This is a genomic window from Novosphingobium sp. (assembly GCF_041905565.1).
Lineage (GTDB): Bacteria > Pseudomonadota > Alphaproteobacteria > Sphingomonadales > Sphingomonadaceae > Novosphingobium.
This window is the reverse complement of the sequence record NZ_JAYRKX010000026.1, coordinates 15522-38632: the sequence shown is the minus strand read 5'-3', so window position 1 is coordinate 38632 and position 23111 is coordinate 15522. Positions and strand designations below refer to the sequence as shown.

The following is a 23111-nucleotide window of genomic DNA, read 5'->3' as shown; positions in this document are numbered from 1 at the left end:
CGGGGGAGCGGGCTGGTGTTGCACGGGAAGGCCGGATGGCCTTCCCGCACCGGCGTCAGCCGGGCAAGGGACTTCCTCCCTTACTGCTGCTTGACCTGGCCTTCCTTGCCGAAGGCGCCCTTGTACTGCGCAGTCGGATCGCCATTGAGGTTGCGCTGCGGGGGCATGCGGCCGACCTTGACCGGCTGGACCGGCGCGGCGGGCGCGGCGCCCGGTGCTTCGACGCGCCAGACGATCCCGGCAGTATCGTCACTGACCAGCAGTGCGCCGGTCTTGTCCCAGGCCAGCCAGGTCGGGCGGCCGTGGGTGGTGCCTTCACCGGTCAGGAACCCGGTCAGCACCGGGATCGGCTTGTCCTGCGGGTTGCCGTTGGCATCGAACTTCACGAAGACCACGTCATAGCCCGACAGCGGCTTGCGGTTCCACGAGCCGTGGCGGGCGATGAACGCCCCGTTGGCGAATTGCGGCCCCATGCGCTGCCCGCCAGTAACGAAGACCAGCCCCAGCGGCGCAACGTGCGCGCCCAGCGCATATTCGGGCTTGCGCACGAAATCGTCGAAATATTCCGGCGGCGCGGCGACGACGCGGTCATCGTCGAACGTCTTCCAGTAGACCCACGGCCAGCCATAGTGCGCGCCGACCGGCACGTTGGTGAGGTAGTCCGGCACCAGGTCCGGCCCCAGCTGGTCGCGTTCGTTTACCACGGTCCACAGTTCCCCGGTCGACGGGTTCCAGGCCATGCCATTGGGATTGCGCAGCCCCTGCGCATACTGGCGCGGATAACCGGACTTGAGATTGAGCTGCCAGATCGCGGCGCGGCCTTTTTCGATGTCCATGCCGTTTTCGGCAATGTTCGAGGACGAGCCGACCGCGACGTAGAGCATCGCGCCATCGGGCTGGAGCACCAGGTTGCGCATCCAGTGGTTGCCGCCCGCCGGCAGGTCCATCAGCTTCTTCGGTTCGCCCGCCAGGGTGGTTTCACCCAGCTTGTAGGCGAAGGCCAGCACGGCATCGTGGTTGGCGACGTAGAGCGTATCATTGAACCAGGCCAGGCCCGAGGGCGAGGCAAGGCCATTGCCCTGGCGCAAGGTGGTCTTCTGTTCGGCCACGCCGTCGCCGTTTTCATCGCGCAGCAGCACCAGGGCGTCGGCCGACTGGCCGCGCGCGCCGGCGCGCTTCATCAGCATTGCGCCAATCTTTGCAGTCAGCCCGCCCCCCAGGTTGCCCGCCGGGGCGTCAGCCAGAGCCGCAATCACATCGCCATTGGGCAGGGTATAAAGCACGCGCGGGTGATCCAGCCCTTCGGCAAAGCGGCTGACCTTCAGGCCCTGCGCCGCCTGGGGCGCTTCGCCCGCGGCCCAACCCACCGGCTTGGCGATGGCAACGCTGGGAATTTCCTCGGGCTTGGGTTCGACCAGCACCGGATCGCGGCCGGACAACTCGTCCAGCGTGTGCTTGGCCGGCACGCCGCGCATGATGTAGTAAACGAACCCGCCGATCACGAGCAGGAACACGGCGAGGGCAACAAGCAGCTTGCGTTTGGTCGACATGGCCCAAAGGATAGGCGCAGCGCGGCTAGGCGGCAACCGTTGTCTGGTTTAGGATGACCCCATGTTCGACTTCCAGCCCGACCCCGCCCAGCCCAAGCCCGAAATGTACCGCGAACTGGTCGAATCCGCCCGCGCGCTGACCCATGGGGAACGCGACGGCGTGGCCAACATGGCCAACCTGGCGGCGCTGCTCTGGCAGTTCCTGCCTACGCTCAACTGGGCGGGGTTCTACCGCGTGGTCGATGGTGAACTGGTGCTGGGGCCGTTCGTGGGCAAGCCGGCCTGCATCCGCATTCCCTTCGGCCAGGGTGTGTGCGGCGCGGCGGCGGCCAGCGGGCAGACCCAGCTGGTGCCCGATGTCCACGCCTTTCCCGGCCACATCGCCTGCGACGCGGCCAGCCGTTCGGAACTGGTGGTGCCGGTGCTGCGTGACGGCACGGTGATCGCGGTGATCGACCTCGACAGCCCGGAGCCCGCGCGGTTCGATGCCGAGGACGCCGCCGGGATCGAGGCACTGGCCGGGGCAATCGCTGACCTGATCTGACCCAAGGCAGCCTGCACCGAAACGGGACAGACGCAAGACAGTGCTCTGCCCTGCCTTGGTTTCGCGCGGCATTAAATGATAAATAATCTGTTAACTCCGGAATCGCTCCGGCCTTAACAGGGGATTGCCATGTCGCTCCGCCGTTTCGTTTCGCCGTTCGCGCTGGTGGGCGCACTCGCGCTCGCCGGTACCGCCCAGGCCCAGATCGCGCCCACCACTGGCGTCATGGATGCGGAAGGCCGCGTGTTCGGCAATGCCGTGCCGATGCCGCCACTGCCCGCGCCGCAGATTGCCGCGCCGCTGCCGGCCCCGGCCATCCCCCACGTCGCCCCGCCAATGGCGGCGCCGATGCCGCAGCAGCGGCCGATGGCGCCGGTCATGGCACCGCCCGCCCAGGTCGCCCCCGTGGCCGCGCCGGGCTGGGACAATCCCGCCTGGCAAGCCGCCCGGGCCGACTGGCTGGATGAATGCCGCCGCCGCTATCCCGCCGGCAAGAAAAGCACCACGCTGGGCGCAGTGCTGGGCGGCGTGGTTGGCGGCGTGATCGGCAACCGGGTGGCCGGACGCGGCAATCGCACCCTTGGCACCGTGGCCGGAGCCGTGGTTGGCGGCGTGGCCGGCGGCGCGATCGGCAATTCGGCGGATCGCAATCGCTCGCGCGATTACTGCGAAAGCTATCTTGAGGACTACCTGGCCCGCCAGCAGCAGCCCTATGGCTATGGCGCCTATGGCTATGCCCAGCCGGGCGTGACCTATGGCTATGCCATGCAGCCGGTGATGATGATGGTCCCGGTGATGATGATGCAGCAGCAGGGCGCGCGCCGCCCGCAGCGCGAATGCAAGGAAACCATCGTGACCGAGGAATGGGTGCCGGTGAAGGCCAAACGCCGGGTGATCCATCGTCCCGTGCCCGACAAGCGGGTGCGGATCGTCCCGGACAAGCGCGTCCGCATCAACTGACCGGCCGGCGGAGCTGCCGGAAATGACAAGGCCCCGGAGCGATCCGGGGCCTTGTTGCATTCAGCGATCAACCGATCAGAGCGAGCGCCCGATCAGTTCCTTCATGATTTCGCTGGTCCCGCCGAAGATCCGGGTGACGCGCGCGCCGCGCCACTGCTTGGCGATGGCATATTCGTTCATGAACCCGGCGCCGCCGTGCAGCTGCAGGCACTTGTCGACCACTTCGCCCTGCAATTCGGTATGCCACAGCTTGGCACCCGAGGCTTCGACCGGGGTCAGCTCGTGCTTGATGTGGCGGGCGATGCACCAGTCGATGTGCGCCCAGCCGACCTGGAGCTTGGCCTTGAGATCGGCCAGCACGAAGCGGGTGTTCTGGAAATCGAGCACCGGCTTGCCGAACGCCTTGCGCTCGCGCGTGAATTCGACCGTCATGTCGAAAGCGCGCTGGGCGGCGGTCTGGGCGGAAATCGCGATGCCGAGGCGTTCCTGCGGCAGCTCGCTCATCAGATAGATGAAACCCTTGCCTTCCTCGCCCAGGCAGTTGGTGATCGGCACGCGCACGTCTTCGAAGAACAGTTCCGAGGTATCGGCGGCATCCAGCCCGACCTTGTCGAGGTTGCGGCCGCGCTTGAACCCGTCGCGGGTGGCCTCGACCAGCACGATCGACACGCCCTTCCACGCCGGCTGCACTTCGGTATCGGTCTTGCAGCAGACCAGGATCAGGTCGGCGTTCTGGCCATTGGTGATGTAGGTCTTGCTGCCGTTGATGACATAGTGGTTGCCATCCTTCTTGGCCGTGGTGCGCAGCGCCTGGAGGTCCGAGCCGGTCCCCGGTTCGGTCATGGCGATCGCGGTAACGATCTCGCCGCTGACCATCCTGGGCAGCCAGGTCTGCTTCTGCTCTTCCGAGCCGTACTGGATGATGTAGTTGGCGACGATGTCCGACTGCAGCGAAAAGCCGGTGGCTACGTCGGTGCCATAACCGACTTCCTCGTCGATGATGGCGTTGTAGCCGAAATCCAGCCCCAACCCGCCGTAAGCCTCGGGCACGGTCGGGCAGAGCAGGCCCAGTTCGCCCGCCTTGGGCCAGACATCCTTGGGAATGATCCCGTCTTCGTCCCACTTGGCGGCGTGGGGTTCAAGCTGTTCGGCCACGAAGCGGCGCACGGTGGCGCGGAACGCTTCGTGATCCTCGGTATAGCAGGTGCGGTTCAGGCTATCGAGCGACATGGGCGTCTATCCTCTCTCGGGTCTTGCGGATTGCCCCAAGGGTTAGGGCGCGGCCACAGGCCGGGTCAAGCCGAATTTAATCGCGCGATTAAGGACCACTCGCCGCGACCTGCGCCGGGGCATCGGCCACCAGTCGCAGCTTTCCGAGCCGGAGCGAGGCGTGATCGCGGTCGAGCCGCAGTGCCCCGCCCAGTTCTGCCCGCACGCCCAGCACCGCCGCGCTGCCTGCCGCCACGCGCAGGCGATATTGGCCATAGGGGACCGAATCGAACAGCAAGTAGCCATCGAAATCGCTCGGCGCGGTCAGCACCGTGCGCCCGCTCGCATCGACCAGTTCGACCGGCACACCGGCGCGCGGTTCGCCATCGGGGCCAAGCAACACCGCCTCGATCTCGCCGGTCGGGGCCAGCGGCAACACCACCTTGGCCGCAACGCCCGGGCGCGGCACCACCACCATGCCCCTGGTCTTGGGCTGGAGCAGCGGATCGGGCAGCGTGCCCGCGTCGATCGACACCAGCACGGGGACATAGGGCATCAGCCCGTCGATCACCGCGCGCCCAGCCTGGTTGGTGGCCTTCTCGGCGTGGCGGAACCCGGCTTCGATGTTCACCCCTTCGACCGCCGCTTCGCCGGCCTGGCGATAGCCATCGCCATTGTCGTCGCGGAACACTTCGATGCTCGCCTGACCCTCCTCGGCCAACCGCTCGCGCGACAAGCGCCAGCCGCCATCGACCGGATCCGGCCCCAGGCTGAAGCCCAGGGTCAGGCCCAGGGTCTTGCGGCCGTTGCTGTCGGCACGCGCTTCGGCACGCAGCGCAAAGCGGCGGAATTGCTGGACATAGCCCAGCATCCATTCGCCGCGCCCGGCGGTCTTGTCATACTCATAGCCGCCGCGCAGGGTCGAGGCCCGGCCCAGCCCCTTTTCGGCAACCAGCTGCACCGCCTCGAACCCGTGGCGCGGGCCGGACAGCGCGAAACGGGTCGTCCCGCGCAGCCGCAGCCCGCCAAGCGCGGTGTTGCCGATCAGGTTGAGCTTGGTCCCCAGGTCGCCGCTCGCCAGGCCCAGCGCCGGACCGCTGGCGCTCCGGCGCAGCAATTCGGCCGTCAGCGTCACCCGTCCGGCGTGGAAGGCGCCGCGCACTAACCATTCGTTAACCTTTGTCCCGTCGCGGGTCAGCGTCTGGCGCACCGCGCCCTCCACCGGCAAGCGCCAGTTGCCGAGGTGCAGCGCGGAATTGAGCCGCAGGCTGTATTCCCGGCGCTGCTGCGCGGTGACCAGCTCGCTTTCGAAGTCGCCCTTGACCCACAGCACATGCGCATCGAAGCGCACCGGGCCAAGCCGCCCCAGCGCATCGACGCGCAGCGCGCGGCCCCCGCCCAGCTGGCGCGCGCCAGCCAGTTCGAGCAGCATCGGCCCCACGCCGCGGCGCAGCGTGGCTTCCAGATAGTGGCGGCGGCGCCCGCCCAGCATCAGGCTCTGGTATTCCAGGCCCAGCGTGGTTCGTCGGTCGATCCCGCGTTCCACCCCCACGCCCCAGCGCCAGCCGGTTTGCGGACTGACGAAGGTGCGCGACAGGTCGATCAGGTCGCGGTGCGAATCGAGCACCCCGGCCCAGTATTGCGTCTGCCCCGGCGTAACGTTGTCCTGCCCGACCGGCATCGACGAACGCTCGCGCTTGATCTGGCCCTGCGGACCATAGAGCACCACTTCGAAATCGTTCTCGCCGAACAGCAGTTCGATATCGTCGAACTGGTAGCGGCCATCCCCGCGATCGGCCTGGAAGGCACGCAACTCGCCATTGCGGTAGAGTTCGGCGTCCCAGCCAGCCGGCAGCGTGCCGCGCAGCGAGGTCAGGCCAAAGCGCGCACCGCGCGCCAAGGGTTGGTTCGAGATGAACACCCCGCGGCCATAGGTCCCCTGCCCGGTCAGCCCGCCGCGCAGCGTCTCGACATCGCCCAGTGCGATCTGGGAGGCCTGCATCGGGCCGAGCATCCCGCCTTCGGGATCGTTGCGGAACAGCCGCAGGCGCAGCGAATCCGGCGTAAGTCCGCCATTCCCCGCGAGCCGCGCGGTAAAGCTCATCCCCAGCGCCTCGCCAGCGGCGAGCGCTTCGTACTGCATGGTCGCGCCGCTGCGGTTGTTCCACTGCCCCTGGATCTGCACATCGACCGATGGGGTGCGCCAGTTCTGGTAGGGCGCCTGCGCCTGCGGCAGCTTGGCTAGGTCGAATTCAGCCAGCGCCGGGCTGCGAAGTCGCGCCGCGCGACTTCGCCGCTCGATCGCTTCAAGAAACGGCAGCTTGCGATCGGATTCGAGCTTGATCGCCAGATTGCCCAAGTCCGCCTTGAACCGGACGCCCATCCAGGCGGACAGGGCAGCCAGGTCCATGCACCAGCCTTCCGGGGTATCGACAATCGCCCCGGCGCCGATCCCGCGCGAATTGTTCACGGTTTGTACCGTATTGGAATCGCGATCGAGGATCAGCCGCTGATCCTCCGCAAACAGCCACCCGGTTGCGCGGCGCGACTTCTTGTCAAGTCGCACCGGCAGGTCGAGCGCCTGAATCAAGTCGGCAAAATCGACGCAGACGCCCTGCGGGGTCTGATAGCCGCGCAGCGGCTCGCCCAGGCGGTATGCCCCGCTGCGCAGTTCCAGCAGCAGTTGATCCTCGGGATCGGGCGCCCAGTCCTTCGCCTGCGCCGGCACGCCCGCCCAAACGCCGAAAGCCGCTGCCAGCAGGGCAGCGGCCTTGGCCAGGGTGGGAAAGCGCCGGATCATGACGTCAGTTCGCTATTTTTCCGTTTTAGGAGATATGTTTAGCGAACGGCCGACGTCATTTCGGCGATCAGCTGCCCGCCGTTTTCGGGCATCTCGCGGTATTCGATCTTCACCGGGCCGGCAGCAATCCGGGCCTGCTGTTCGGCGTTCAGCGGGATCCGCACGCTGCGCGCCGGCACTTCGGGATAGACCGCCACGCCGCGCAGGTTGAACAGCGCTTCGCCGCGCGCCGACTTGCCGATCAGTTCGCCATAGACCGAGCGATTGCCGCTGCGGTTGACCGTGACTTCAAGGAACGAATCGTTGCCCGACTTGACCAGATGCGGATTGGCCAGGCTGGCGCCGGCCTGAAGCTGGCCCTTGCGGACGAAGACCGGAATGGTGATGCCATAGACCGGGGTCAGCCGGATCGACAGACCGCCGGCGGCCGCTTGCTTCTGCGCTTCTTCCGGGCTGAGCGCCGGGGGAATCGCGCGGAAGCTCATGTGGACGCGGTATTCGCCATCGGGCAGGTCCGGTGCGGGCCGGGCCGACAGGCGGACCGATTGCGGCTGGCCGGGCAGTAGCGTGATGCGGCGCGGGGCATAGCGGACCATTTCGGCCGCGGCCTTTTCGGTCGCATTGGCCTCGGCATCCGGCACGTCGACGAAATCGCCGTCATCGGTCATCCGGCGCAGTTCCACGCCGATGCGATAGGTCGCCTCGGCGGTGCCGATGTTGCTCAGCACCAGTTCGGCGTTGCCGCCGCCCGTCAGCACGACCCGCGTCGGGGCGACGAGCAGGTCGCCCTGCGCCTGGGCCGGCGCGGCCAGAAACGGCGCGGTGAGCACGGCAGCAGTCATGGCAAAACGGCGGAAAAGCTGGATATTCGGCATCGGCAGTCCCTGCGACAAGTGAACGCGGGGCCAAGGCAGGCCCACGCAAATCTGCGTAGGGTCTAGGAAATCAGGGTTAATTTTCGGATAACCACACCGCCATCAGTCAAGCGAAAGGGCCGCACCCGCGTGAGCGGATGCGGCCCTTGCCTGTCAGACCCGTCCGGTGGACGGATCGGACTTACTGGTATTCGACCGAGACGTCGAAAGTGCCGGAGTAGACGCCGGCAACCTGGGCGTTGCCCACGGTCAGCGTGCCACCGACCGAGAAGGTCGCCGCACCGGTGGTGGCATCCAGCTGGAAGCCGCCGTTCGGGTTGCTGTTCCAGCCCGACAGTTCCATCGTTTCGGTGCCGAGCAGGCGGGTCAACGTCGCGGGGCCGGTCGGCAGCGTCACGGCGACCATCGCGCCCTTGCTGCCCACAACGGTGAAGCTGGCGGGAGCGCGGGTGCCGGTCGAAACCAGCGAGCCGCTCTTCGACACGGTCGAATCGGCATTGACGGTCACGGTACCACCGGTGTTGGCAGCGATCTGGCCGAAGTCGAGCGCGCTGTCAGCCTGCACCGACAGGGTGCTCAGCACTTCAGCGGTGGCAGTGGCGGTCGCGGTGGTGGCGGCGTTGGCGGCCGAAGCGATCGACAGGGCGCCCAGCGCGGCACCGACAACAGCAAGACGAAGCGAATTACGCATGATTTCCTGGTCCCTTATAAGCATTCACGAGCAATGCAGCGCGGGAATGCGCCGCCCCGAATGGACGGCTTGCCCCCATTCGCAGGACCCTATGTAGAACTCCCATGTTCAGGGTTTGCTGTTGATTATGGTTAATGGAACCAGGGCACGCGTTAACTTTTATCCGGGAAAATCCCGTAATTCCGCGGATCTCAGATCCCGCCGCCGGTCAGGCGCTGGCAGATCAGGTCCAGTTGGTCGAGCGTGCGGTAACGGATTGTAACTGCACCGGAACGTGGATCGGCATCGGTGTTGATTCGCACCGACAGCCCCAGGAACTCCTCCAGGTGGCTTTGCACTGCGGCAATATCCGCCGTGGCCGCCGAATCGCGCTCACCGCGTGCGCGGCGCGGGGCAGAACCAGCAGTCGGACGCCGCCGCGCGAGCTTCTCGACCTCGCGCACCGACAGTTGCCGGGCCACTGCCTGGTCGGCCAGGGTCTGGGCATTGTCCAGGCCGATCAGCGCGCGGGCATGACCCATCGACAGCTGGGCCGTCTCGACCAGTTCGATCACCCCTTCGGGCAAGGCCAGCAGGCGCTGGATGTTGGCAACGTGGCTGCGGCTCTTGTCGACCAGCTTGGCGATCTCGGCCTGGGTCAAGCCTTCGTCCTCGGCCAGGCGGTGATAGGCGCGGGCTTCCTCGATCGGGTTGAGATCCTCGCGCTGGAGGTTCTCGATCAAGGCCAGCGCCATCACTTCGCGTTCGCTCAGATCGCGGATAATCGCTGGAATTTCATGGAGTTGGGCACGCTGCGCGGCGCGCCAGCGGCGTTCACCGGCGACCAGGCGATAGCGTCCCCCGCCCTGCGGCGTGACGATCACCGGCTGGATCACCCCGCGCGCGGCGATCGAGGCGGCCAGTTCTTCCAGCGCGGCCTCGTCGAAATGGCGGCGCGGCTGACCCGGCAGCGGGACGATATGGGCGACAGGGATCGTCGCCAATCCGCTCGTCGGCGCCTGCCCGGCCGGGGCGCGCCCGCCCGCGGCATCGGGCTGGACTACCAGCGGCTCCTCGCGGCGCGATTCGCCGAGCAGCGCGCCCAGTCCCCGGCCCAGCGCGGGCGGGCGCTTCTTCGCCGCAACGGCAGCCTGGGGCGCGATCTGGGGGGAGACGGGTTCGTCGCTCATGCGGCTTTCTTTCGTTCGGGCAGGCGGGAAATCAGCTCGCGCGCCAGGGCCATGTAGGCGCGGCTGCCGGTGCAGGTATGGTCATAGACCAGCGCGGGCAAGCCATGGCTGGGCGCTTCGGACAGGCGGACGTTGCGCGGGATTACCGCATCGAACACCAGTTGCCCCAGGCACGAGCGCACGTCATCGGCCACCTGGTCGGTCAGGCGGTTGCGGCGATCGAACATGGTCAGCGCGACACCGACAATGCCCAGCGCAGGGTTGAAACGTTGTTGAACCCGTTCAACCGTCTGCAACAACTGGCTTAGCCCTTCGAGCGCGAAGAACTCGCACTGCAAGGGCACCAGCAAGGTGTCAGCCGCGCACAGGGCGTTGAGCGTGAGCAGCCCCAGCGACGGCGGGCAATCGATGAAGCAGACATCGTAACCCGATTCGCCGCCCAGCGCAGTGCGCAGCCGGTCGGTCCGATTTTCGACCGCGACCAATTCCACTTCGGCGCCGGACAGGTCCACCGTGGCAGGCACAATGTCGAGCCCGGGAATCCGCGTCTGCATCACGCATTCAGCCAGCGGGGCCTGATCGACCAGCAAGTCATAGGACGAGGTCGTGCGATCCGCCGCGCCGATACCGATCCCGGTCGAGGCGTTGCCTTGCGGATCGAGGTCGATCAGCAGCACTTTCCAGCCGGTGGCGGCCATGGCCGTGGCGATGTTGATAGCCGTGGTGGTCTTGCCCACCCCGCCCTTCTGGTTGGCGATCGCCACGCAAATCACGGCCGTTTCCCCTTTCCGACGAGCTTTCCGCCCAGCGTGCCGAGAATGACCCCGGCATCGGCATCGGTCAGCGATTGTTCCACGTGGAACATGTGCCGCCAACCGCAAAGTTCGGACAATCCTTGGGCCGCTGATCGCCCTTTGGGCAACAGCCAGATGGTGTCGGCTGTGGAAAATCGTGCGGATAGATCGAGCAAGCGCGGCAATGGGGCAAAGGCCCGTGCCGAGATGGCACGGACTGGACGGGTCGGCACCTGCTCCAGCCGGGTGCCGATCACTTGTGCGTTTTGCAGCCCCATCGCGATTCGCGCCCGCTCCAGCCAGTCGATCCGCCGCGCCCGCGATTCGACCATCAGCACTTCGGCTTCGGGCCGCAGCGCGGCAATCACCAATCCTGGGAACCCCGCCCCCGTGCCAAGATCGAGCCAGGGCGAACCTGTTTCACGTGGAACATGGGTCAGCAGCTGCGCCGAATCGGCGATGTGCCGCCGCCAGACCTCATCCAGGCTGGCCGCCGAAACCAGGTTCTGGGCTTGATTTTCCTCGGCCAGTAGCTGCACCAGCAGCTCCAGCCGCTCAGCCGCAGCCGCATCCCATTCGGGCAACGCCGCCAGCCAGGAGCGCGCCTCGGCTTCATCGCGCAGGATCATGCCGCGCGCCGCCGGGCATGGACCAGCAGCGCCGCCAGCGCCGCAGGGGTCACTCCGGGAACGCGACCGGCTGCGGCCAGTGTTTCCGGCCGGGCCTTGCTCAGACGCTCAACCATCTCGCGCGACAGGCCCGGGATCTCGGCATAGGGGAAGTCATCACCCAGGGGCAGCGCCTCACCCGCACGCAGGTCACGCAGCTCGGCCTCCTGCCGGGCGAGGTACGGGGCATAGGCCGCATCCTCGGCCATTTCGGCGGCAAGGTCGGGATCGACCTCAGCCGCGTCGCCCAGCCACGGGGCCAGCGCAGCCAGATCGACCCCGGCAAAGCGCAACCATTCCCGGAAGGTCAGCCGTCCGGCATCGGGCCGCACCGGCAGCCCGGCCCCGGCCAGTTCGGCACTGGTCGCCATGCCATCAAGCGCGGCGTCTAACCGGGCCCGTTCCGCTTCGCGCCGGGCGAACCAGTCCGCCCGCTCCGGCCCGATGCAGCCAGCGCTCAGCCCCAGCGGAGTCAGGCGGCTCGTGGCATTGTTGGCGCGCAGCCGCAGGCGGTATTCGGCCCGGGCGGTGAGCATGCGATAGGGTTCGCTGACCCCGTGCAAGGTCAGGTCGTCGATCATCACCGCCATGTAGCTGTTGGCCCGGTCAAGCGCCGGTGCATCGCGCTCCAGCACGGCGGCGGCGGCGTGCATCCCGGCGACCAGCCCTTGTGCCGCCGCTTCCTCGTACCCGGTAGTGCCGTTGAGCTGCCCGGCGCAATAGAGCCCCGGGATCGCCCGCAGCTCCAGCGAGGTGCGCAGCGCACGCGGATCGATGTGGTCATATTCCACGGCATAGCCGGGAACTTCCATCACCACCTGCTCCAGCCCCTCCATCGTCCGCAGCATGGCCAGCTGGACATCGGCAGGCAGCGAGGTGCTGATCCCGTTAGGATAAACCACGTGCGTCGAAAGCCCTTCCGGCTCCAGGAACACCTGATGCCCGTCGCGGTCGGCAAAGCGGTGGATCTTGTCCTCGATCGAAGGACAATAGCGCGGGCCCGAGGCCCCGATCGCGCCGGTGAACAACGGCGAACGATGCAGGTTGGCGCGGATGACGTCGTGACTGCGCTCGTTCGTGCGGGTGATCGCGCAGAACAGCTGCGGATTGACCCGGCCCCGCCCCATCGCCGACATGCACCACGGTTCGGCATCGCTGGGTTGTTCTTCCAGCCGCGCCCAATCGATGCTGCGCCCATCAAGGCGCGGCGGCGTGCCGGTCTTGAGCCGGGCCATCGGCAGGTCCGCTTCGCGCAGCTGCGCCGCAAGCCGCTGGGCCGAGGCTTCGCCGATCCGCCCGCCGACGATCCGTTCCTCACCCCGGAACAGGACGCCGCCCAGGAAAGTGCCCGTGCACAGCACCACGGCCCGCGCAGCCAGCGCCGTGCCATCGGCCAGCTCGATCCCGCAGACACTGCCACCGTCCAGGCGCAGCGCCGCTGCTTCTCCTGCAACCAGCGTCAGATCGCCTTGCCGGGTGAGCAAGTCCTGCACTGCTGCCTTGAACAGCTTGCGATCCGCCTGCACGCGCGGTCCCTGCACCGCGCTACCCTTGGACCGGTTGAGCATGCGGTAGTGGATCGCGGCGGCATCGGCGGCGCGGGCGATAATCCCGTCAAAGGCATCGACCTCGCGGACGAGGTGGCCCTTGCCAAGCCCGCCAATCGCCGGATTGCAGCTCATCGCGCCGATTGCGGACAAGTCAAAGCTGACGAGCGCGACTTTCGCCCCCATCCGCGCCGCGACTGCCGCCGCTTCGACGCCGGCATGGCCGCCGCCGATCACCAGAACATCAAACTGCTGCATGTATCCCTCATAGCGCAGTTGCGTTCCACGTGGAACAGGCTTGCGGGGGATCGATTCGAAACGGATCAGTGTTTCACGTGGAACACGTCATTTGCCGATGCAGAACCGCCCGAACAACGCGTCGAGCATGTCTTCGGTCGTCGTTCGGCCAAGCAAGGCATCGAAGGCGACCCGCGCGAGGCGCAGGCTTTCGGCCACCAGCAAGGGATCGGTCAGGCTGACCGCGCTATCCAGCGCCTCACGCGCCTCGGCCAGCAGACGGTGCTGGCGCTGGTTGAGTGCAGCCTCCCCCGGGCGCGGCATAGCCTGCCGCGCGGTGGCGATCAGATCGGTGCGCAGCGCGTCGAGCCCCTGCCGGGTCACGGCTGACAACTGGTGTCGCGGGTGCGACTTGTGGGGGTGATCCGCCCGGTCGGCCTGCGCGGCAATTTCCCAGGCGCCGACCGGCCCCTGCCCTTCCGGGCCAAGCCACAGCACCAGGTCAGCCTGACGCATTGCGCCCTGCGCCCGTTCGATCCCGATCGCTTCAATCGCATCGCCGGTTTCGGCGCGCAGCCCGGCGGTGTCGTAGAAGCGGAAGGGTATGCCGCCCAGCGCCACGGGGTGAGTCAAGACATCGCGCGTGGTGCCGGCGGTGGGTGCGGTAATCGCCGCCTCGCTCTCTACCAGGGCGTTGAACAGCGTGCTCTTTCCGGCATTGGGCGGACCGGCCAGCACCACCCGGAAGCCTTCCTTCAGCACTTCGGCGCGGGGGCGGGCCAGCCAGGTGCCAATCTCGGCCGCGAAGGCAGCAATCCGGGCGATGAAATCGTCCGGCAGCAGGGCCACGTCATCCTCGTCGCTGAAATCGAGCACGGCTTCGACCGAGGCTGACAGGGTGAGCAACCGTTCGCGCCATTCGGCCACCTGGGCAGAGAATTGCCCCCCGGCCATGGCCATGGCGGCTTCGCGCTGCAATTCGGTCTCGGCGGTGAGCAAGTCGGCCAGCCCTTCGGCTTCGGCCAGGTCGATCCGCCCATTGGCAAAGGCGCGGCGGGTAAACTCGCCCGGCTGCGCGGCGCGCAGCCCCGGCACCACGGCCAGCGCCTGCTCCACCGCGGCGAGCACCGCCCTGCCCCCGTGGCAATGCAGTTCCAGCGTATCTTCGCCCGTCGCGGTCTGCGGCCCGGGCAGCCACAGCGCCAGCGCCCGGTCGAGCAGGCGCCCGTCCGCACCGCGCAGGCTGACCGCGACGGCGCGGCGCGGCGGCAGGCTGCGCCCGGCGAGCGCCGACAGGGCTGCGGCGGCCTGCGGACCGCTCACGCGAATCACGCCGATCGCGGCGGGCGGTGCGCCGCTCGACAAGGCGAAGATGGTATCGATCACGACGCGGCGGGCAGGACGATCCTAGTCGTCCTTCTTCTTCGCGCCCGAGGTGAAGGCGTTGCTGTTCTCGACGAACTGCTGGAACAGCTTGAGGCCCATCTGGCCCATCGGCGCCAGCCCCTTGGCGAAGTCCTGCAACTGGTCGACGTTGGCCGCGCCCTTCATCCCCTTGGCAATGGCATCGACATAGAACTGGTTGGCCTTCGACACATCGGGCAGGCCCAGGAACTGGCGCGCTTCCTCGGGCGTGCAATCGATCTCGACATTGATCTTCATCGGCATGGCTCCCAAATCGGCGGCACCAGTCTTCCCCTGCCGACACGCTGGCACATGGCCTTGGCAAAGTCCACGCCAAGCGCTTAGGGCGAGGGGGTAACCCGCACGATGGAGAAGAACATGTCCGAACAGGTCCAGATCCCCGCCTATGATGGCCAGGGCGCGATTCCCGCCTATGTCGCGCGTCCGACCGGCACGCCCAGCGCCGCGATCATCGTGATTCCGGAAATCTTCGGGGTGAACCCGGGCATCCGGCAGAAGTGCGACAAGTGGGCCGAAAAGGGCTATCTCGCGGTCGCGCCGGACATCTTCTGGCGCTTTGCCCCGGGGGTCGAACTGAATCCCGACGTGGACGCCGAATTGCAGCAGGCCTTCGGCTATTTCCAGCAGTACGATGCGACTGACGGGGTCTATGACATCGAAGCCACGATCAAGTGGCTGCGTAGCGCCCAGGGCGTCGCCAAGGTCGGCTGCGCGGGCTACTGCCTCGGCGGACGGCTGGCCTACATGGCGGCGGCGCGCACCGATATCGACGCGTCAGTCGGCTATTACGGCGTGATGATCGACACCATGCTCGACGAAGCCCACGCCATCGCGAATCCGCTGATGCTGCACATCCCGACCGCTGATCACTTTGTCGACGAGACGGCCCAGGCAGCCATCCACGCAGCGCTGGACAGCCACCCCAAGGTGACGCTGCATGATTATGCCGGGCTGGACCACGGCTTTGCCGCCGAAATGGGCAACCGCCGCGACGAAGCCGGCGCGCAGCTGGCCGATGGGCGGACGGTGGAATTCCTGAAGGCCAACCTGGCCTGATGATTTTGAGGCAGGGGCGGCTCTGGGCGGCCCCTGCCCTCATTCATAATCGCCGATCGCCTGGAATATCCGTCCGATCGCCTCACGGTCCGCTTCGTCGATTTCCGGTCGCCAGATTTCGAACAGCAGGATCACGCGTTCCTGGCTGCCGTCGTTCCTGGCTTCGTGGTTGATCGAATCGTCGAACACCAGCGGCACGCCGTCTACCCAGCCGCGTGTTTCGCTGCCGACCCGGAACCAGCACTGCGGCGCAGTCAGGATCGGGATGTGGCAGATCAGCCGGGTGTTGAGCATCCCGGTATGCGGGGCAATGTGCGCCCCGGGCAGCAGGCGCGACCAGTGCGCATTGGGCGAACGGCCGGGAATCTGCGGCAGGGGCGCATGGCCCAGCGCTGCCATCGTCGCCGGGCAGCGCGCGGCATTGTCCTCGTCCAACACGCCGTCACGCCAGAAATGGAACGCGGTCCAGGCCTGGTTGTCGAGCAGCGGCGTGTTCGGCGCCGGGCGATTCGCCTTGCGGTGGACATAGGGGGCAAAACCATCGGCCCCCTGCCCCAGCACTTCGGCCAGTTCGGCCTGCATCTGCGGCACCAGCGCCAGCATGGGCTCCAGCCAGGGAAAATCCGCCGGATCGTAGAAGCGCTTCTGTGGCAGCCCCGGGTAATAGAACACCGAGGGTTCCTGCAGATAGAGTTCGCGCTTGCCGGTCAGCAACTCGATCGCCTCGGTCATGGTCGGGGACAGCGATTGCCCGACCGCGTCCAGCAGATAGGCTTCGAACCCGGCATTGGCCTCGCCCAGGTAACGCGCCGCGTGGGCGTGGAGCGCGCTGAGCGCCGGGGGAACCGCCCCGTCCACTGCCGCCTGGTTGAGCGCGGTGCGGTAGAAACTGCTCGCCGCGCGGGCATCGCCGGCCTGTTCGCGCAAGTACGCCTTCAACAGCAGCGCCCCCACCTCGCGCGGGGCGATCAGCAATTGCTGATCGAGCGCCTGTTCGGCGGCGTCATTCTGCCCGCTCGCCATTTCGGCATTGGCCAGCGCTATCCACGGCATTTCGGCAGCAGGGGCCACAGCGGCGGCTTCGCGCAACAGGCTGGCGGCGCGGGGCATGTCGCGCGCCTGCAGGGCCTGCAACCCATGGGCGATGGCGGTGCGAAAGTCGCTGGTCATGGCCCAAGGCATAGGGCACCCTGCAACGCCTGGGCAAGGAGAGGTTCAAGACGATGAGCGCACGCGCAGGGGTTGGCCGCTGGCACGACTACATGAACAGCAATGCCGATGCGGCGCTGCTGGCCGACATGCTGGCCGATGACGCGGTGTTCCATTCGCCGGTGGTCCACAGTCCCCAGGCCGGCAAGCCCAAGGTCATGCTCTACCTGCTGAGCGCGGCCAAGGTGCTGGGCGGCGATGGCTTCCGTTATGTCCGCGAAGTGATCGAAGGCAACGACGCACTGCTCGAATTCGAAGCCGAGATCGACGGCGTCCACATCAACGGGATCGACCTGATCCGCTTTGACGATGATGGAAAAATCAAGGATTTCAAGGTCATGGTCCGCCCGGTCAAGGCGGTGAACAAGTTGTGGGAGATGATGGCGGCGCAGCTCCAGGCTGCTCAGGGCTGAAGCAGGCCGCGCACGAAGGCCAGCCGCTCGTCCACCCCGGCCAGCGGCAATTCGGTCACGTCATAGCCATAGCGCTGCCAGGCGGCGGTCACCGCCGCATCGCTGGCCACGGCCTGCTCCCAGTCCTGGATCCGCTCGGCATCCTGGACATAGATCGCCGCCCAGGCCGGGGCGCGCAGGATCGGGCCGTGATAGCGCAAGGTCCGGCAGGCGCGCTCGACGCTGGGCGGCACGGCGAGCCCCGACACGTCGAGGAACCCCACCACATCGGGCAGCCCGCGGTCGAACAGCACCGGCACGGGCGCGGCAGCGTGGCGTTCAAATTCACGGATGTGGGCTTCGGCCATGGCCTCAGCAAAGCCCAGCGGATCGCGCGTCCGCAGGTCCATCCCGCCGGGCTGGCGCAGCAGTTCACGCGCCACTTCGGGCGAAGTGCGCAGGCCCGCAGCGGCGGCAGCATCAAGCAGGGTGGTCTTGCCCGCCCCCGGCGCGCCGGTCAGCACCGCGCAGCGCGGCAGCTTCAATTCAGGCCCCGGTGCGCTGCCCATCGCCGCCGATCCGGCATCCACCGTTTGCCTGCCATTCATCGGCCTGTGGGGGTTCCCATAGGCCTTCCATGAAATCGAACATGCCGCGGTCCACTTCCATCGCGAAAGTCTCACCGCGCTCGGCATTGCGGCGGCTGACGCGCTGCCAGCGTTCATCGACCGGCACATCAAGGAAGTGAACCTGCACCGTCAGCCCCGCTCCCGCAGCCATGGCCCGGAACCGGTCGCGGTGATCCTTGGTGGTGAAGCCCAGGTCAAGCAGCGCCGGAACCCCGCGTGCGGCCAGCTGCCGCACCGTGGCCATGATCTGCGCCTCGCAGCGGGTGATCCGTTCCATCGTCCATTCGAACTGGATCGGCTGCGGGCTGTCGGCCCAGAACAGCGTGGTCATCCATTCGTCGATGGAAAAGCGTACGCCGCCCAGCTCGTCGGCGAGGCGGCGTGAATAGGTGGTCTTGCCGGCCCCGGTGCAGCCGACAACCAGAATGATGTCGGCTGCCATCGGTTCCTCTTACTGGTTCATCGTCGCGAAGAAGTCTTCGTTGGTCTTCGAATCCTTCATCTTGTCGAGCAGGAATTCCATCGCGTCGACCGTGCCCATCTGCATCAGGATGCGGCGCAGGACCCACATCTTCGACAACTTGTCCTTGCCGACCAGCAGTTCTTCCTTGCGGGTGCCGCTCTTGCCGACATCCAGCGCCGGGAAGATGCGCTTGTCCGCAACCTTGCGGTCGAGGACGATTTCCGAGTTACCGGTGCCCTTGAATTCTTCGAAGATGACTTCGTCCATGCGGCTGCCGGTATCGATCAGCGCGGTGGCGATGATCGACAGCGAACCGCCTTCCTCGATGTTGCGGGCCGCGCCGAAGAAGCGCTTGGGGCGCTGCAGGGCGTTCGCGTCCACGCCGCCGGTCAGCACCTTGCCCGACGAGGGGACAACGGTGTTGTAGGCACGGCCAAGGCGCGTGATCGAATCCAGCAGGATCACCACGTCGCGCTTGTGCTCGACCAGGCGCTTTGCCTTTTCGATAACCATTTCAGCAACTTGCACGTGACGCGTGGCGGGTTCGTCGAAGGTCGAGGAGATCACTTCGCCCTTCACGCTGCGCTGCATGTCGGTAACTTCTTCCGGGCGTTCATCGACCAGCAGGACCAGCAGGAACACTTCGGGATGGTTATCGGTGATCGCCTTCGCCATGTTCTGCAGCAGCACGGTCTTGCCGGTGCGCGGCGGGGCGACGATCAGCGCGCGCTGGCCCTTGCCCTGCGGGCTGATGATGTCGATCACCCGGGCCGACTTGTCCTTGACCGTGGGATCGACCGTATCGAGGTTGAGCCGTTCGTCCGGATACAGCGGGGTCAGGTTGTCGAAGTTGACGCGGTGGCGAACCACATCGGGATCGTCGAAGTTGACGCTGATCAGCCTGGTGATCGCGAAATAGCGTTCGCCGTCCTTGGGCGCGCGGACTTCGCCTTCCACGGTATCGCCGGTACGCAGGCCCCATTTGCGGACCTGGTTGGGCGAGACATAGATGTCGTCCGGACCGGCCAGATAGTTCGCCTCGGGGCTGCGCAGGAAGCCGAAACCGTCGGCCAGCACTTCGATCGTGCCCTGCCCGATGATTTCCTCGCCGTCCTCGGCCAGTTCCTTGAGAATCGCGAACATCAGGTCCTGGCGGCGCATCGTCGATGCAGCTTCGACCTCAAGCTCTTCGGCCATTTCGACCAGCTCGGCGGGGGTTTTCTTCTTGAGTTCTTTAAGGTGCATGGTGGATTCAATCCGGTAATCTGAAAAATTCAACGCTGGGATGGCCGACTGATCATTGGGCTTGGAGAAAGCGGATCACGCCGCGGCTTGGCGCGGTCTTGTGTCGGTCAGCGCGCGAATAGGCCCTGGCGGGCAGGTCTGTCAACGAATCTGCGTCAGGCCGAGCGAAACGCGTTGGTGATCGGATAACGCCGGTCGCGCCCGAAATTGCGCGTGCCCAGCTTGACCCCTGGAGGCGCCTGGCGGCGCTTGTATTCGGCCAGGTTGAGCAGCCGTTCGATCCGCACCACCACATCGCGTTCGAACCCTTCGGAAACCAGCTGGTCGACGCTCTTTTCGTGTTCGACCAGGCCCAGCAGGATCGCGTCGAGCACCGGATAGGGCGGCAGCGAATCCTCGTCCTTCTGGTCGGGGCGCAGTTCGGCCGATGGGGGGCGGGTGATGATGCCGTCGGGCATGACCGGCCCATCGGGGCCAAGCGCAATCTTGGGCTTGTGGGCATTGCGCCACTTGCTGATCGCGAAGACGGTCATCTTGTAGGCGTCTTTCAGCGGGTTGTAGCCGCCCGCCATGTCGCCATAGATCGTGGCATAGCCGACGCTCATCTCGCTCTTGTTGCCGGTGGTCAGCAGCATCGGCCCGAACTTGTTCGATAGCGCCATCAAGGTCACGCCGCGGATGCGCGACTGGACGTTTTCCTCGGTCAGATCGACCGCCTTGTCGGCAAAGCTGCCGGCCAGCATCACGTCGAACGCCTCGACCGCCGGGGCGATCGGGATCGTATCATAGCGGCAACCGATCAGCTGCGCGCATTCGGTGGCGAGATCGAGGCTGAGCTGGCTGGTAAACCGGCTGGGCAGCATCACGCACCACACCCGCTCCGGCCCCAGCGCATCGGCAGCAATCGCGGCGCAGATCGCACTGTCGATCCCGCCCGACAGGCCCAGCACCACGCCGGGGAAACGGTTGCGGTCGACATAGTCGCGCAGCGCCATGACCATGGCGCAGTAGATGTCCTCGGGATGGTCGGCCAGCCGCGCCACTTCGCCCTTGTCGCAGCGCCAGCCCTGGGCAGTGCGGGTCCAGCGGGTGGTGACTTCCTGTTCTTCCCAGTCGGTCATCTGCACGGCCACACTGCCATCGCCGTTGACCACGAAGCTGGCCCCGTCGAACACCAGTTCGTCCTGCCCGCCAACCCGGTTGAGATAGGCCAGCGGCAGCCCGGTATCGACCGCACGGCGCTTGGCCACGCCGTCGATCCGCAGGGTATCCTTGTCGATCTCGTAAGGGCTGCCGTTGATGCAGATCAGCAGCTCCGCCCCGAAATCGGCGAGGTGGCGGCACACGTCCGGGTGCCAGATATCCTCGCAGATCGGCAGGCCGACCATCACCCCCTTGAACACCACGGGTTCTGGCAAGGGGCCGGGCTGGAACAGCCGCACTTCGTCAAAGGTGCCGTAATTGGGCAATTCGTGCTTCAGGCGCACCGCCGCGACCTTGCCCTGGTCAAGCAGGGCGACGCCGTTGTGGAGGCTGCCATCGCGCACGAAGACCGAGCCGACCAGCATGGCCGGGCCGCCATCGCCGGTCTGCGCCGCCAGCCGCTCCAGTTCCAGCGCGGCGCGTTCGATCAGCGCTGGTTTGAGCACCAGGTCTTCGGGCGGATAACCGATCAGCTGCATTTCGGGGAAGACGATCAGGTCCGCGCCCTGCCCCCGCGCCCGCTCGCGCGCGGCCAGCATCGCGGCGGCATTGCCGGCAATATCGCCCACCGACTGGTTGAGCTGGGCAAGGGTGATCGAAAGCGTATCGGCCATGGCGCTACCCTAGGCGGGGCACATGGCGCTGCGCAAGGCTCAGAACGGGCGGACGATCACCATGATCACGATCACCGCGGCGGCCAGCCCCGGCACTTCGTTGACGATCCGCAGCATCTTGCCGCTCCAGCGCCGCTCGCCGCGCGCCAGGGCCTGGGCATAGCCCGCCAGCCAGAACTGGTAGGCCGACAGCGCCAGCACGGCCGACAGCTTCACGTGGAACCAGCTTTGCCCGAAATAGCCCATCTGCCAGGCGATCAGCAGCCCCAGCACCCAGCTGACCGCCATCGACGGCCACATGATGATCTTGAGCAGGCGTTGTTCGCGCGCGATCCACAGCGCGTTATCGGGCGATTCCGGCGCGCTTTCCTGGTGATAGACGAAGACGCGCGGCAGCATGAACAGCCCCGCCATCCAGAAGATCACGAAAATGACATGGCCGGCCTTGAGCCAGAGATAGGTCACACCAAGCACCCAATTGACGAGATCGATCATACCTAGCCCTTTTGCGCATGCCCGCAAGCCCGGGGGTCATGTGCAAATCTGGGGAGCATGATCTATTTTCGCCAGCCCCTGACCAGCGCCAGCAATGCGCCGACGTTGTCGAGCGGGGTGGTCTGGCCGATCCCGTGGCCCAGGTTGAACACGTGCGGGCGATCGGCAAAGGCATCGAGGATGCGCAGCGCCTGGCGTTCCAGTTCGGCTCCGCCCGCCAGCAGCAGCAGCGGATCGAGATTGCCCTGCACCGGCAGGCCGGCGGGCAATTTGCGCGCCGCCCACAGCGGGTCGATCGTCTCGTCGATGCCAACGGCGTCAACCCTGGTCTCGCGGGCATAGGCGGGCAGTTTTTCGCCAGAGCCCTTGGGAAAGCCGATCAGCGGCACTTCGGGAAAGCGGGCGCGGATCTGGCTGACGATCGCGGCATTGGGGGCAATCACCCAGCGTTCGTATTCCGCCGGAGCCAGGCTGCCGGCCCAGCTGTCGAACAGCTGCACCGCTTCGGCCCCGGCCTGGATCTGCCCGGCGAGGTATTCGACCGTCACCGCGACGATGGCGTCGATGATCGCCTGGAACGCGCCCGGATCGCGGTAGGCCATCGCGCGGGTTTCGTGCTGGTCGCGGCTGCCCTCGCCCGCGACCATGTAAGTTGCGACGGTCCACGGGCTGCCGGCAAAGCCGAGCATGGTCTTGTCCGCCGGCAGCGCGGCGCGGACCAGCCGGACGGTATCGTAGATCGGGCTGAGCCGGTGCGGCACGGCGGTCAGGCTGGACAGCGCGGTATCGACCAGCCGGGGCGAGAGGTGCGGCCCCTCGCCCGCCAGGAATTCAAGATCCTGGCCCATCGCGTAAGGCACGATCAGGATGTCGGAAAACAGGATCGCCCCGTCAAAGCCGAAGCGGCGGATCGGCTGCAGGGTGATCTCGGCGGCGGCCTCGCTGTCATAGACCAGCGGCAGGAATCCGCCCTTGCTGGCCCTGAGCGCGCGGTATTCGGGCAGATAGCGCCCGGCCTGGCGCATCAGCCATACCGGCCGCTCGGGTGCGTTCTCGCCGCGCAGGGTACGAAGGAGCAATCCGGGCATCGAAACGGGTCCAATCCTAAAACAAATTAGATTCTTGATATAAGGATGTTGATAGTTGTTGGCCTGTGGAAAGCGCGAACAAGCGGCCCTTGCCCGATTTGTCCCGCGCTGAACAGGGGGCACTCGCAGATGCGACTCTGTGAGCCGCCATGGTCAAGCTGGACTTATCCCGCCTATCCCCAGCCTGTGGGAAAGCCCGTCCACATGTCCACAAGTGCCCCGCTGGAAGGCGGACAGGGGGCAGGAAT

At 66.5% G+C, this 23111-nt stretch carries 22 protein-coding genes; 4 read left to right on the top strand and 18 right to left on the bottom strand.

All coding sequences use genetic code 11. The features are described from left to right. Positions 1-80: 80 nt before the first annotated feature. Positions 81-1550: a sorbosone dehydrogenase family protein gene (locus ACE3N9_RS15795; RefSeq protein ID WP_374285290.1), complete on the bottom strand. Its 1470-nt coding sequence runs from the start codon at positions 1548-1550 to the stop codon at positions 81-83. Positions 1551-1611: 61 nt separating this feature from the next. Here ACE3N9_RS15795 and ACE3N9_RS15790 point away from each other — a divergent pair, with 61 nt between their 5' ends. Continuing rightward, the gene (locus ACE3N9_RS15790; RefSeq protein ID WP_374285288.1) at positions 1612-2094 is read left to right on the top strand and encodes a GAF domain-containing protein; all 483 of its coding nucleotides are present in this window, start codon (positions 1612-1614) and stop codon (positions 2092-2094) included. Between the two features lie 129 nt (positions 2095-2223). Beyond that, entirely contained in the window at positions 2224-3054 is an 831-nt protein-coding gene (locus ACE3N9_RS15785; RefSeq protein ID WP_374285286.1) for a glycine zipper 2TM domain-containing protein, read from the top strand. Positions 3055-3129: 75 nt separating this feature from the next. On the opposite strand, the gene ACE3N9_RS15780 is transcribed toward ACE3N9_RS15785, so the two are convergent. The 10 genes from ACE3N9_RS15780 to ACE3N9_RS15735 all read right to left on the bottom strand — a co-directional run bounded on the left by ACE3N9_RS15780 (position 3130) and on the right by ACE3N9_RS15735 (position 14706). Then, entirely contained in the window at positions 3130-4284 is a 1155-nt protein-coding gene (locus ACE3N9_RS15780) for an acyl-CoA dehydrogenase family protein (RefSeq protein WP_374285285.1), read from the bottom strand. 88 nt (positions 4285-4372) lie between these two features. Continuing rightward, positions 4373-7063: a collagen binding domain-containing protein gene (locus ACE3N9_RS15775; protein WP_374285283.1), complete on the bottom strand. Its 2691-nt coding sequence runs from the start codon at positions 7061-7063 to the stop codon at positions 4373-4375. Between the two features lie 38 nt (positions 7064-7101). Beyond that, complete coding sequence (locus tag ACE3N9_RS15770) at positions 7102-7905, bottom strand: molecular chaperone (RefSeq protein ID WP_374285281.1); 804 nt, start codon at positions 7903-7905, stop codon at positions 7102-7104. Between the two features lie 214 nt (positions 7906-8119). Next, positions 8120-8629, bottom strand: a complete 510-nt coding sequence (locus ACE3N9_RS15765; protein WP_374285280.1) for a DUF4402 domain-containing protein — start codon at positions 8627-8629, stop codon at positions 8120-8122. A 191-nt stretch (positions 8630-8820) separates the two neighbouring features. After that, complete coding sequence (locus ACE3N9_RS15760; RefSeq protein ID WP_374285278.1) at positions 8821-9798, bottom strand: ParB/RepB/Spo0J family partition protein; 978 nt, start codon at positions 9796-9798, stop codon at positions 8821-8823. After that, a complete protein-coding gene (locus ACE3N9_RS15755; protein ID WP_374285276.1) occupies positions 9795-10571 on the bottom strand; it encodes a ParA family protein in 777 nt (258 codons plus the stop codon). Before ACE3N9_RS15755 ends, ACE3N9_RS15760 begins: the two co-directional genes overlap by 4 nt. Further along, positions 10568-11218: a 16S rRNA (guanine(527)-N(7))-methyltransferase RsmG gene (gene rsmG / locus ACE3N9_RS15750; RefSeq protein ID WP_374285294.1), complete on the bottom strand. Its 651-nt coding sequence runs from the start codon at positions 11216-11218 to the stop codon at positions 10568-10570. The genes ACE3N9_RS15755 and rsmG overlap by 4 nt, the downstream gene beginning before the upstream one ends. Next, positions 11218-13065, bottom strand: coding sequence for a tRNA uridine-5-carboxymethylaminomethyl(34) synthesis enzyme MnmG (gene mnmG, locus ACE3N9_RS15745; RefSeq protein ID WP_374285274.1), 1848 nt, complete (start codon positions 13063-13065; stop codon positions 11218-11220). The genes rsmG and mnmG overlap by 1 nt, the downstream gene beginning before the upstream one ends. An 87-nt stretch (positions 13066-13152) precedes the next feature. Further along, a complete protein-coding gene (gene mnmE, locus ACE3N9_RS15740) occupies positions 13153-14430 on the bottom strand; it encodes a tRNA uridine-5-carboxymethylaminomethyl(34) synthesis GTPase MnmE (RefSeq protein WP_374285272.1) in 1278 nt (425 codons plus the stop codon). Positions 14431-14451: 21 nt separating this feature from the next. Beyond that, the gene (locus ACE3N9_RS15735) at positions 14452-14706 is read right to left on the bottom strand and encodes a DUF6489 family protein (protein WP_374285292.1); all 255 of its coding nucleotides are present in this window, start codon (positions 14704-14706) and stop codon (positions 14452-14454) included. Positions 14707-14826: 120 nt separating this feature from the next. Between ACE3N9_RS15735 and ACE3N9_RS15730 the strand changes: the two genes are divergently transcribed. Continuing rightward, positions 14827-15525, top strand: a complete 699-nt coding sequence (locus ACE3N9_RS15730) for a dienelactone hydrolase family protein (protein ID WP_374285269.1) — start codon at positions 14827-14829, stop codon at positions 15523-15525. Between the two features lie 39 nt (positions 15526-15564). Here ACE3N9_RS15730 and ACE3N9_RS15725 read toward each other — a convergent pair whose 3' ends face one another. Beyond that, positions 15565-16695, bottom strand: a complete 1131-nt coding sequence (locus tag ACE3N9_RS15725; RefSeq protein WP_374285266.1) for an aspartyl/asparaginyl beta-hydroxylase domain-containing protein — start codon at positions 16693-16695, stop codon at positions 15565-15567. 53 nt (positions 16696-16748) lie between these two features. Here ACE3N9_RS15725 and ACE3N9_RS15720 point away from each other — a divergent pair, with 53 nt between their 5' ends. Then, positions 16749-17147, top strand: coding sequence for a nuclear transport factor 2 family protein (locus tag ACE3N9_RS15720; protein WP_374285264.1), 399 nt, complete (start codon positions 16749-16751; stop codon positions 17145-17147). On the opposite strand, the gene ACE3N9_RS15715 is transcribed toward ACE3N9_RS15720, so the two are convergent. From ACE3N9_RS15715 to hemE, 6 genes are all read right to left on the bottom strand, one after another. After that, positions 17138-17734 carry an AAA family ATPase gene (locus ACE3N9_RS15715; protein WP_374285262.1) on the bottom strand — a complete coding sequence of 199 codons (597 nt, stop codon included), beginning with the start codon at positions 17732-17734 and terminating at the stop codon, positions 17138-17140. The two genes, ACE3N9_RS15720 and ACE3N9_RS15715, sit on opposite strands and share 10 nt — an antisense overlap. Beyond that, positions 17673-18197, bottom strand: coding sequence for an AAA family ATPase (locus tag ACE3N9_RS15710; RefSeq protein ID WP_374285260.1), 525 nt, complete (start codon positions 18195-18197; stop codon positions 17673-17675). Before ACE3N9_RS15710 ends, ACE3N9_RS15715 begins: the two co-directional genes overlap by 62 nt. Positions 18198-18206: 9 nt before the next feature. Then, positions 18207-19463: a transcription termination factor Rho gene (gene rho, locus ACE3N9_RS15705; protein WP_374285258.1), complete on the bottom strand. Its 1257-nt coding sequence runs from the start codon at positions 19461-19463 to the stop codon at positions 18207-18209. Positions 19464-19618: 155 nt separating this feature from the next. Continuing rightward, positions 19619-21280, bottom strand: a complete 1662-nt coding sequence (locus ACE3N9_RS15700) for an NAD+ synthase (protein ID WP_374285256.1) — start codon at positions 21278-21280, stop codon at positions 19619-19621. Between the two features lie 39 nt (positions 21281-21319). Then, positions 21320-21775 (bottom strand): CopD family protein, encoded by a 456-nt coding sequence (locus ACE3N9_RS15695; protein ID WP_374285254.1) that lies wholly within the window; start codon positions 21773-21775, stop codon positions 21320-21322. Between the two features lie 62 nt (positions 21776-21837). Further along, positions 21838-22863: a uroporphyrinogen decarboxylase gene (gene hemE / locus ACE3N9_RS15690; RefSeq protein WP_374285252.1), complete on the bottom strand. Its 1026-nt coding sequence runs from the start codon at positions 22861-22863 to the stop codon at positions 21838-21840. Positions 22864-23111: the final 248 nt, after the last annotated feature.

Bases quoted from the DNA above. Each gene is read 5' to 3' on its own strand.
- ACE3N9_RS15775 (WP_374285283.1), bottom strand. From the start codon at position 7,063: ATGATCCGGCGCTTTCCCACCCTGGCCAAGGCCGCTGCCCTGCTGGCA.
- ACE3N9_RS15735 (WP_374285292.1), bottom strand. From the start codon at position 14,706: ATGAAGATCAATGTCGAGATCGATTGCACGCCCGAGGAAGCGCGCCAG.
- ACE3N9_RS15770 (WP_374285281.1), bottom strand. From the start codon at position 7,905: ATGACTGCTGCCGTGCTCACCGCGCCGTTTCTGGCCGCGCCGGCCCAG.
- ACE3N9_RS15700 (WP_374285256.1), bottom strand. From the start codon at position 21,280: ATGGCCGATACGCTTTCGATCACCCTTGCCCAGCTCAACCAGTCGGTG.
- ACE3N9_RS15725 (WP_374285266.1), bottom strand. From the start codon at position 16,695: ATGACCAGCGACTTTCGCACCGCCATCGCCCATGGGTTGCAGGCCCTG.
- ACE3N9_RS15785 (WP_374285286.1), top strand. From the start codon at position 2,224: ATGTCGCTCCGCCGTTTCGTTTCGCCGTTCGCGCTGGTGGGCGCACTC.
- ACE3N9_RS15710 (WP_374285260.1), bottom strand. From the start codon at position 18,197: ATGGCAGCCGACATCATTCTGGTTGTCGGCTGCACCGGGGCCGGCAAG.
- hemE (WP_374285252.1), bottom strand. From the start codon at position 22,863: ATGCCCGGATTGCTCCTTCGTACCCTGCGCGGCGAGAACGCACCCGAG.
- ACE3N9_RS15790 (WP_374285288.1), top strand. From the start codon at position 1,612: ATGTTCGACTTCCAGCCCGACCCCGCCCAGCCCAAGCCCGAAATGTAC.
- ACE3N9_RS15780 (WP_374285285.1), bottom strand. From the start codon at position 4,284: ATGTCGCTCGATAGCCTGAACCGCACCTGCTATACCGAGGATCACGAA.
- ACE3N9_RS15765 (WP_374285280.1), bottom strand. From the start codon at position 8,629: ATGCGTAATTCGCTTCGTCTTGCTGTTGTCGGTGCCGCGCTGGGCGCC.
- rho (WP_374285258.1), bottom strand. From the start codon at position 19,463: ATGCACCTTAAAGAACTCAAGAAGAAAACCCCCGCCGAGCTGGTCGAA.
- ACE3N9_RS15695 (WP_374285254.1), bottom strand. From the start codon at position 21,775: ATGATCGATCTCGTCAATTGGGTGCTTGGTGTGACCTATCTCTGGCTC.
- mnmG (WP_374285274.1), bottom strand. From the start codon at position 13,065: ATGCAGCAGTTTGATGTTCTGGTGATCGGCGGCGGCCATGCCGGCGTC.
- ACE3N9_RS15715 (WP_374285262.1), bottom strand. From the start codon at position 17,734: ATGAATGGCAGGCAAACGGTGGATGCCGGATCGGCGGCGATGGGCAGC.
- ACE3N9_RS15760 (WP_374285278.1), bottom strand. From the start codon at position 9,798: ATGAGCGACGAACCCGTCTCCCCCCAGATCGCGCCCCAGGCTGCCGTT.
- ACE3N9_RS15795 (WP_374285290.1), bottom strand. From the start codon at position 1,550: ATGTCGACCAAACGCAAGCTGCTTGTTGCCCTCGCCGTGTTCCTGCTC.
- ACE3N9_RS15730 (WP_374285269.1), top strand. From the start codon at position 14,827: ATGTCCGAACAGGTCCAGATCCCCGCCTATGATGGCCAGGGCGCGATT.
- ACE3N9_RS15720 (WP_374285264.1), top strand. From the start codon at position 16,749: ATGAGCGCACGCGCAGGGGTTGGCCGCTGGCACGACTACATGAACAGC.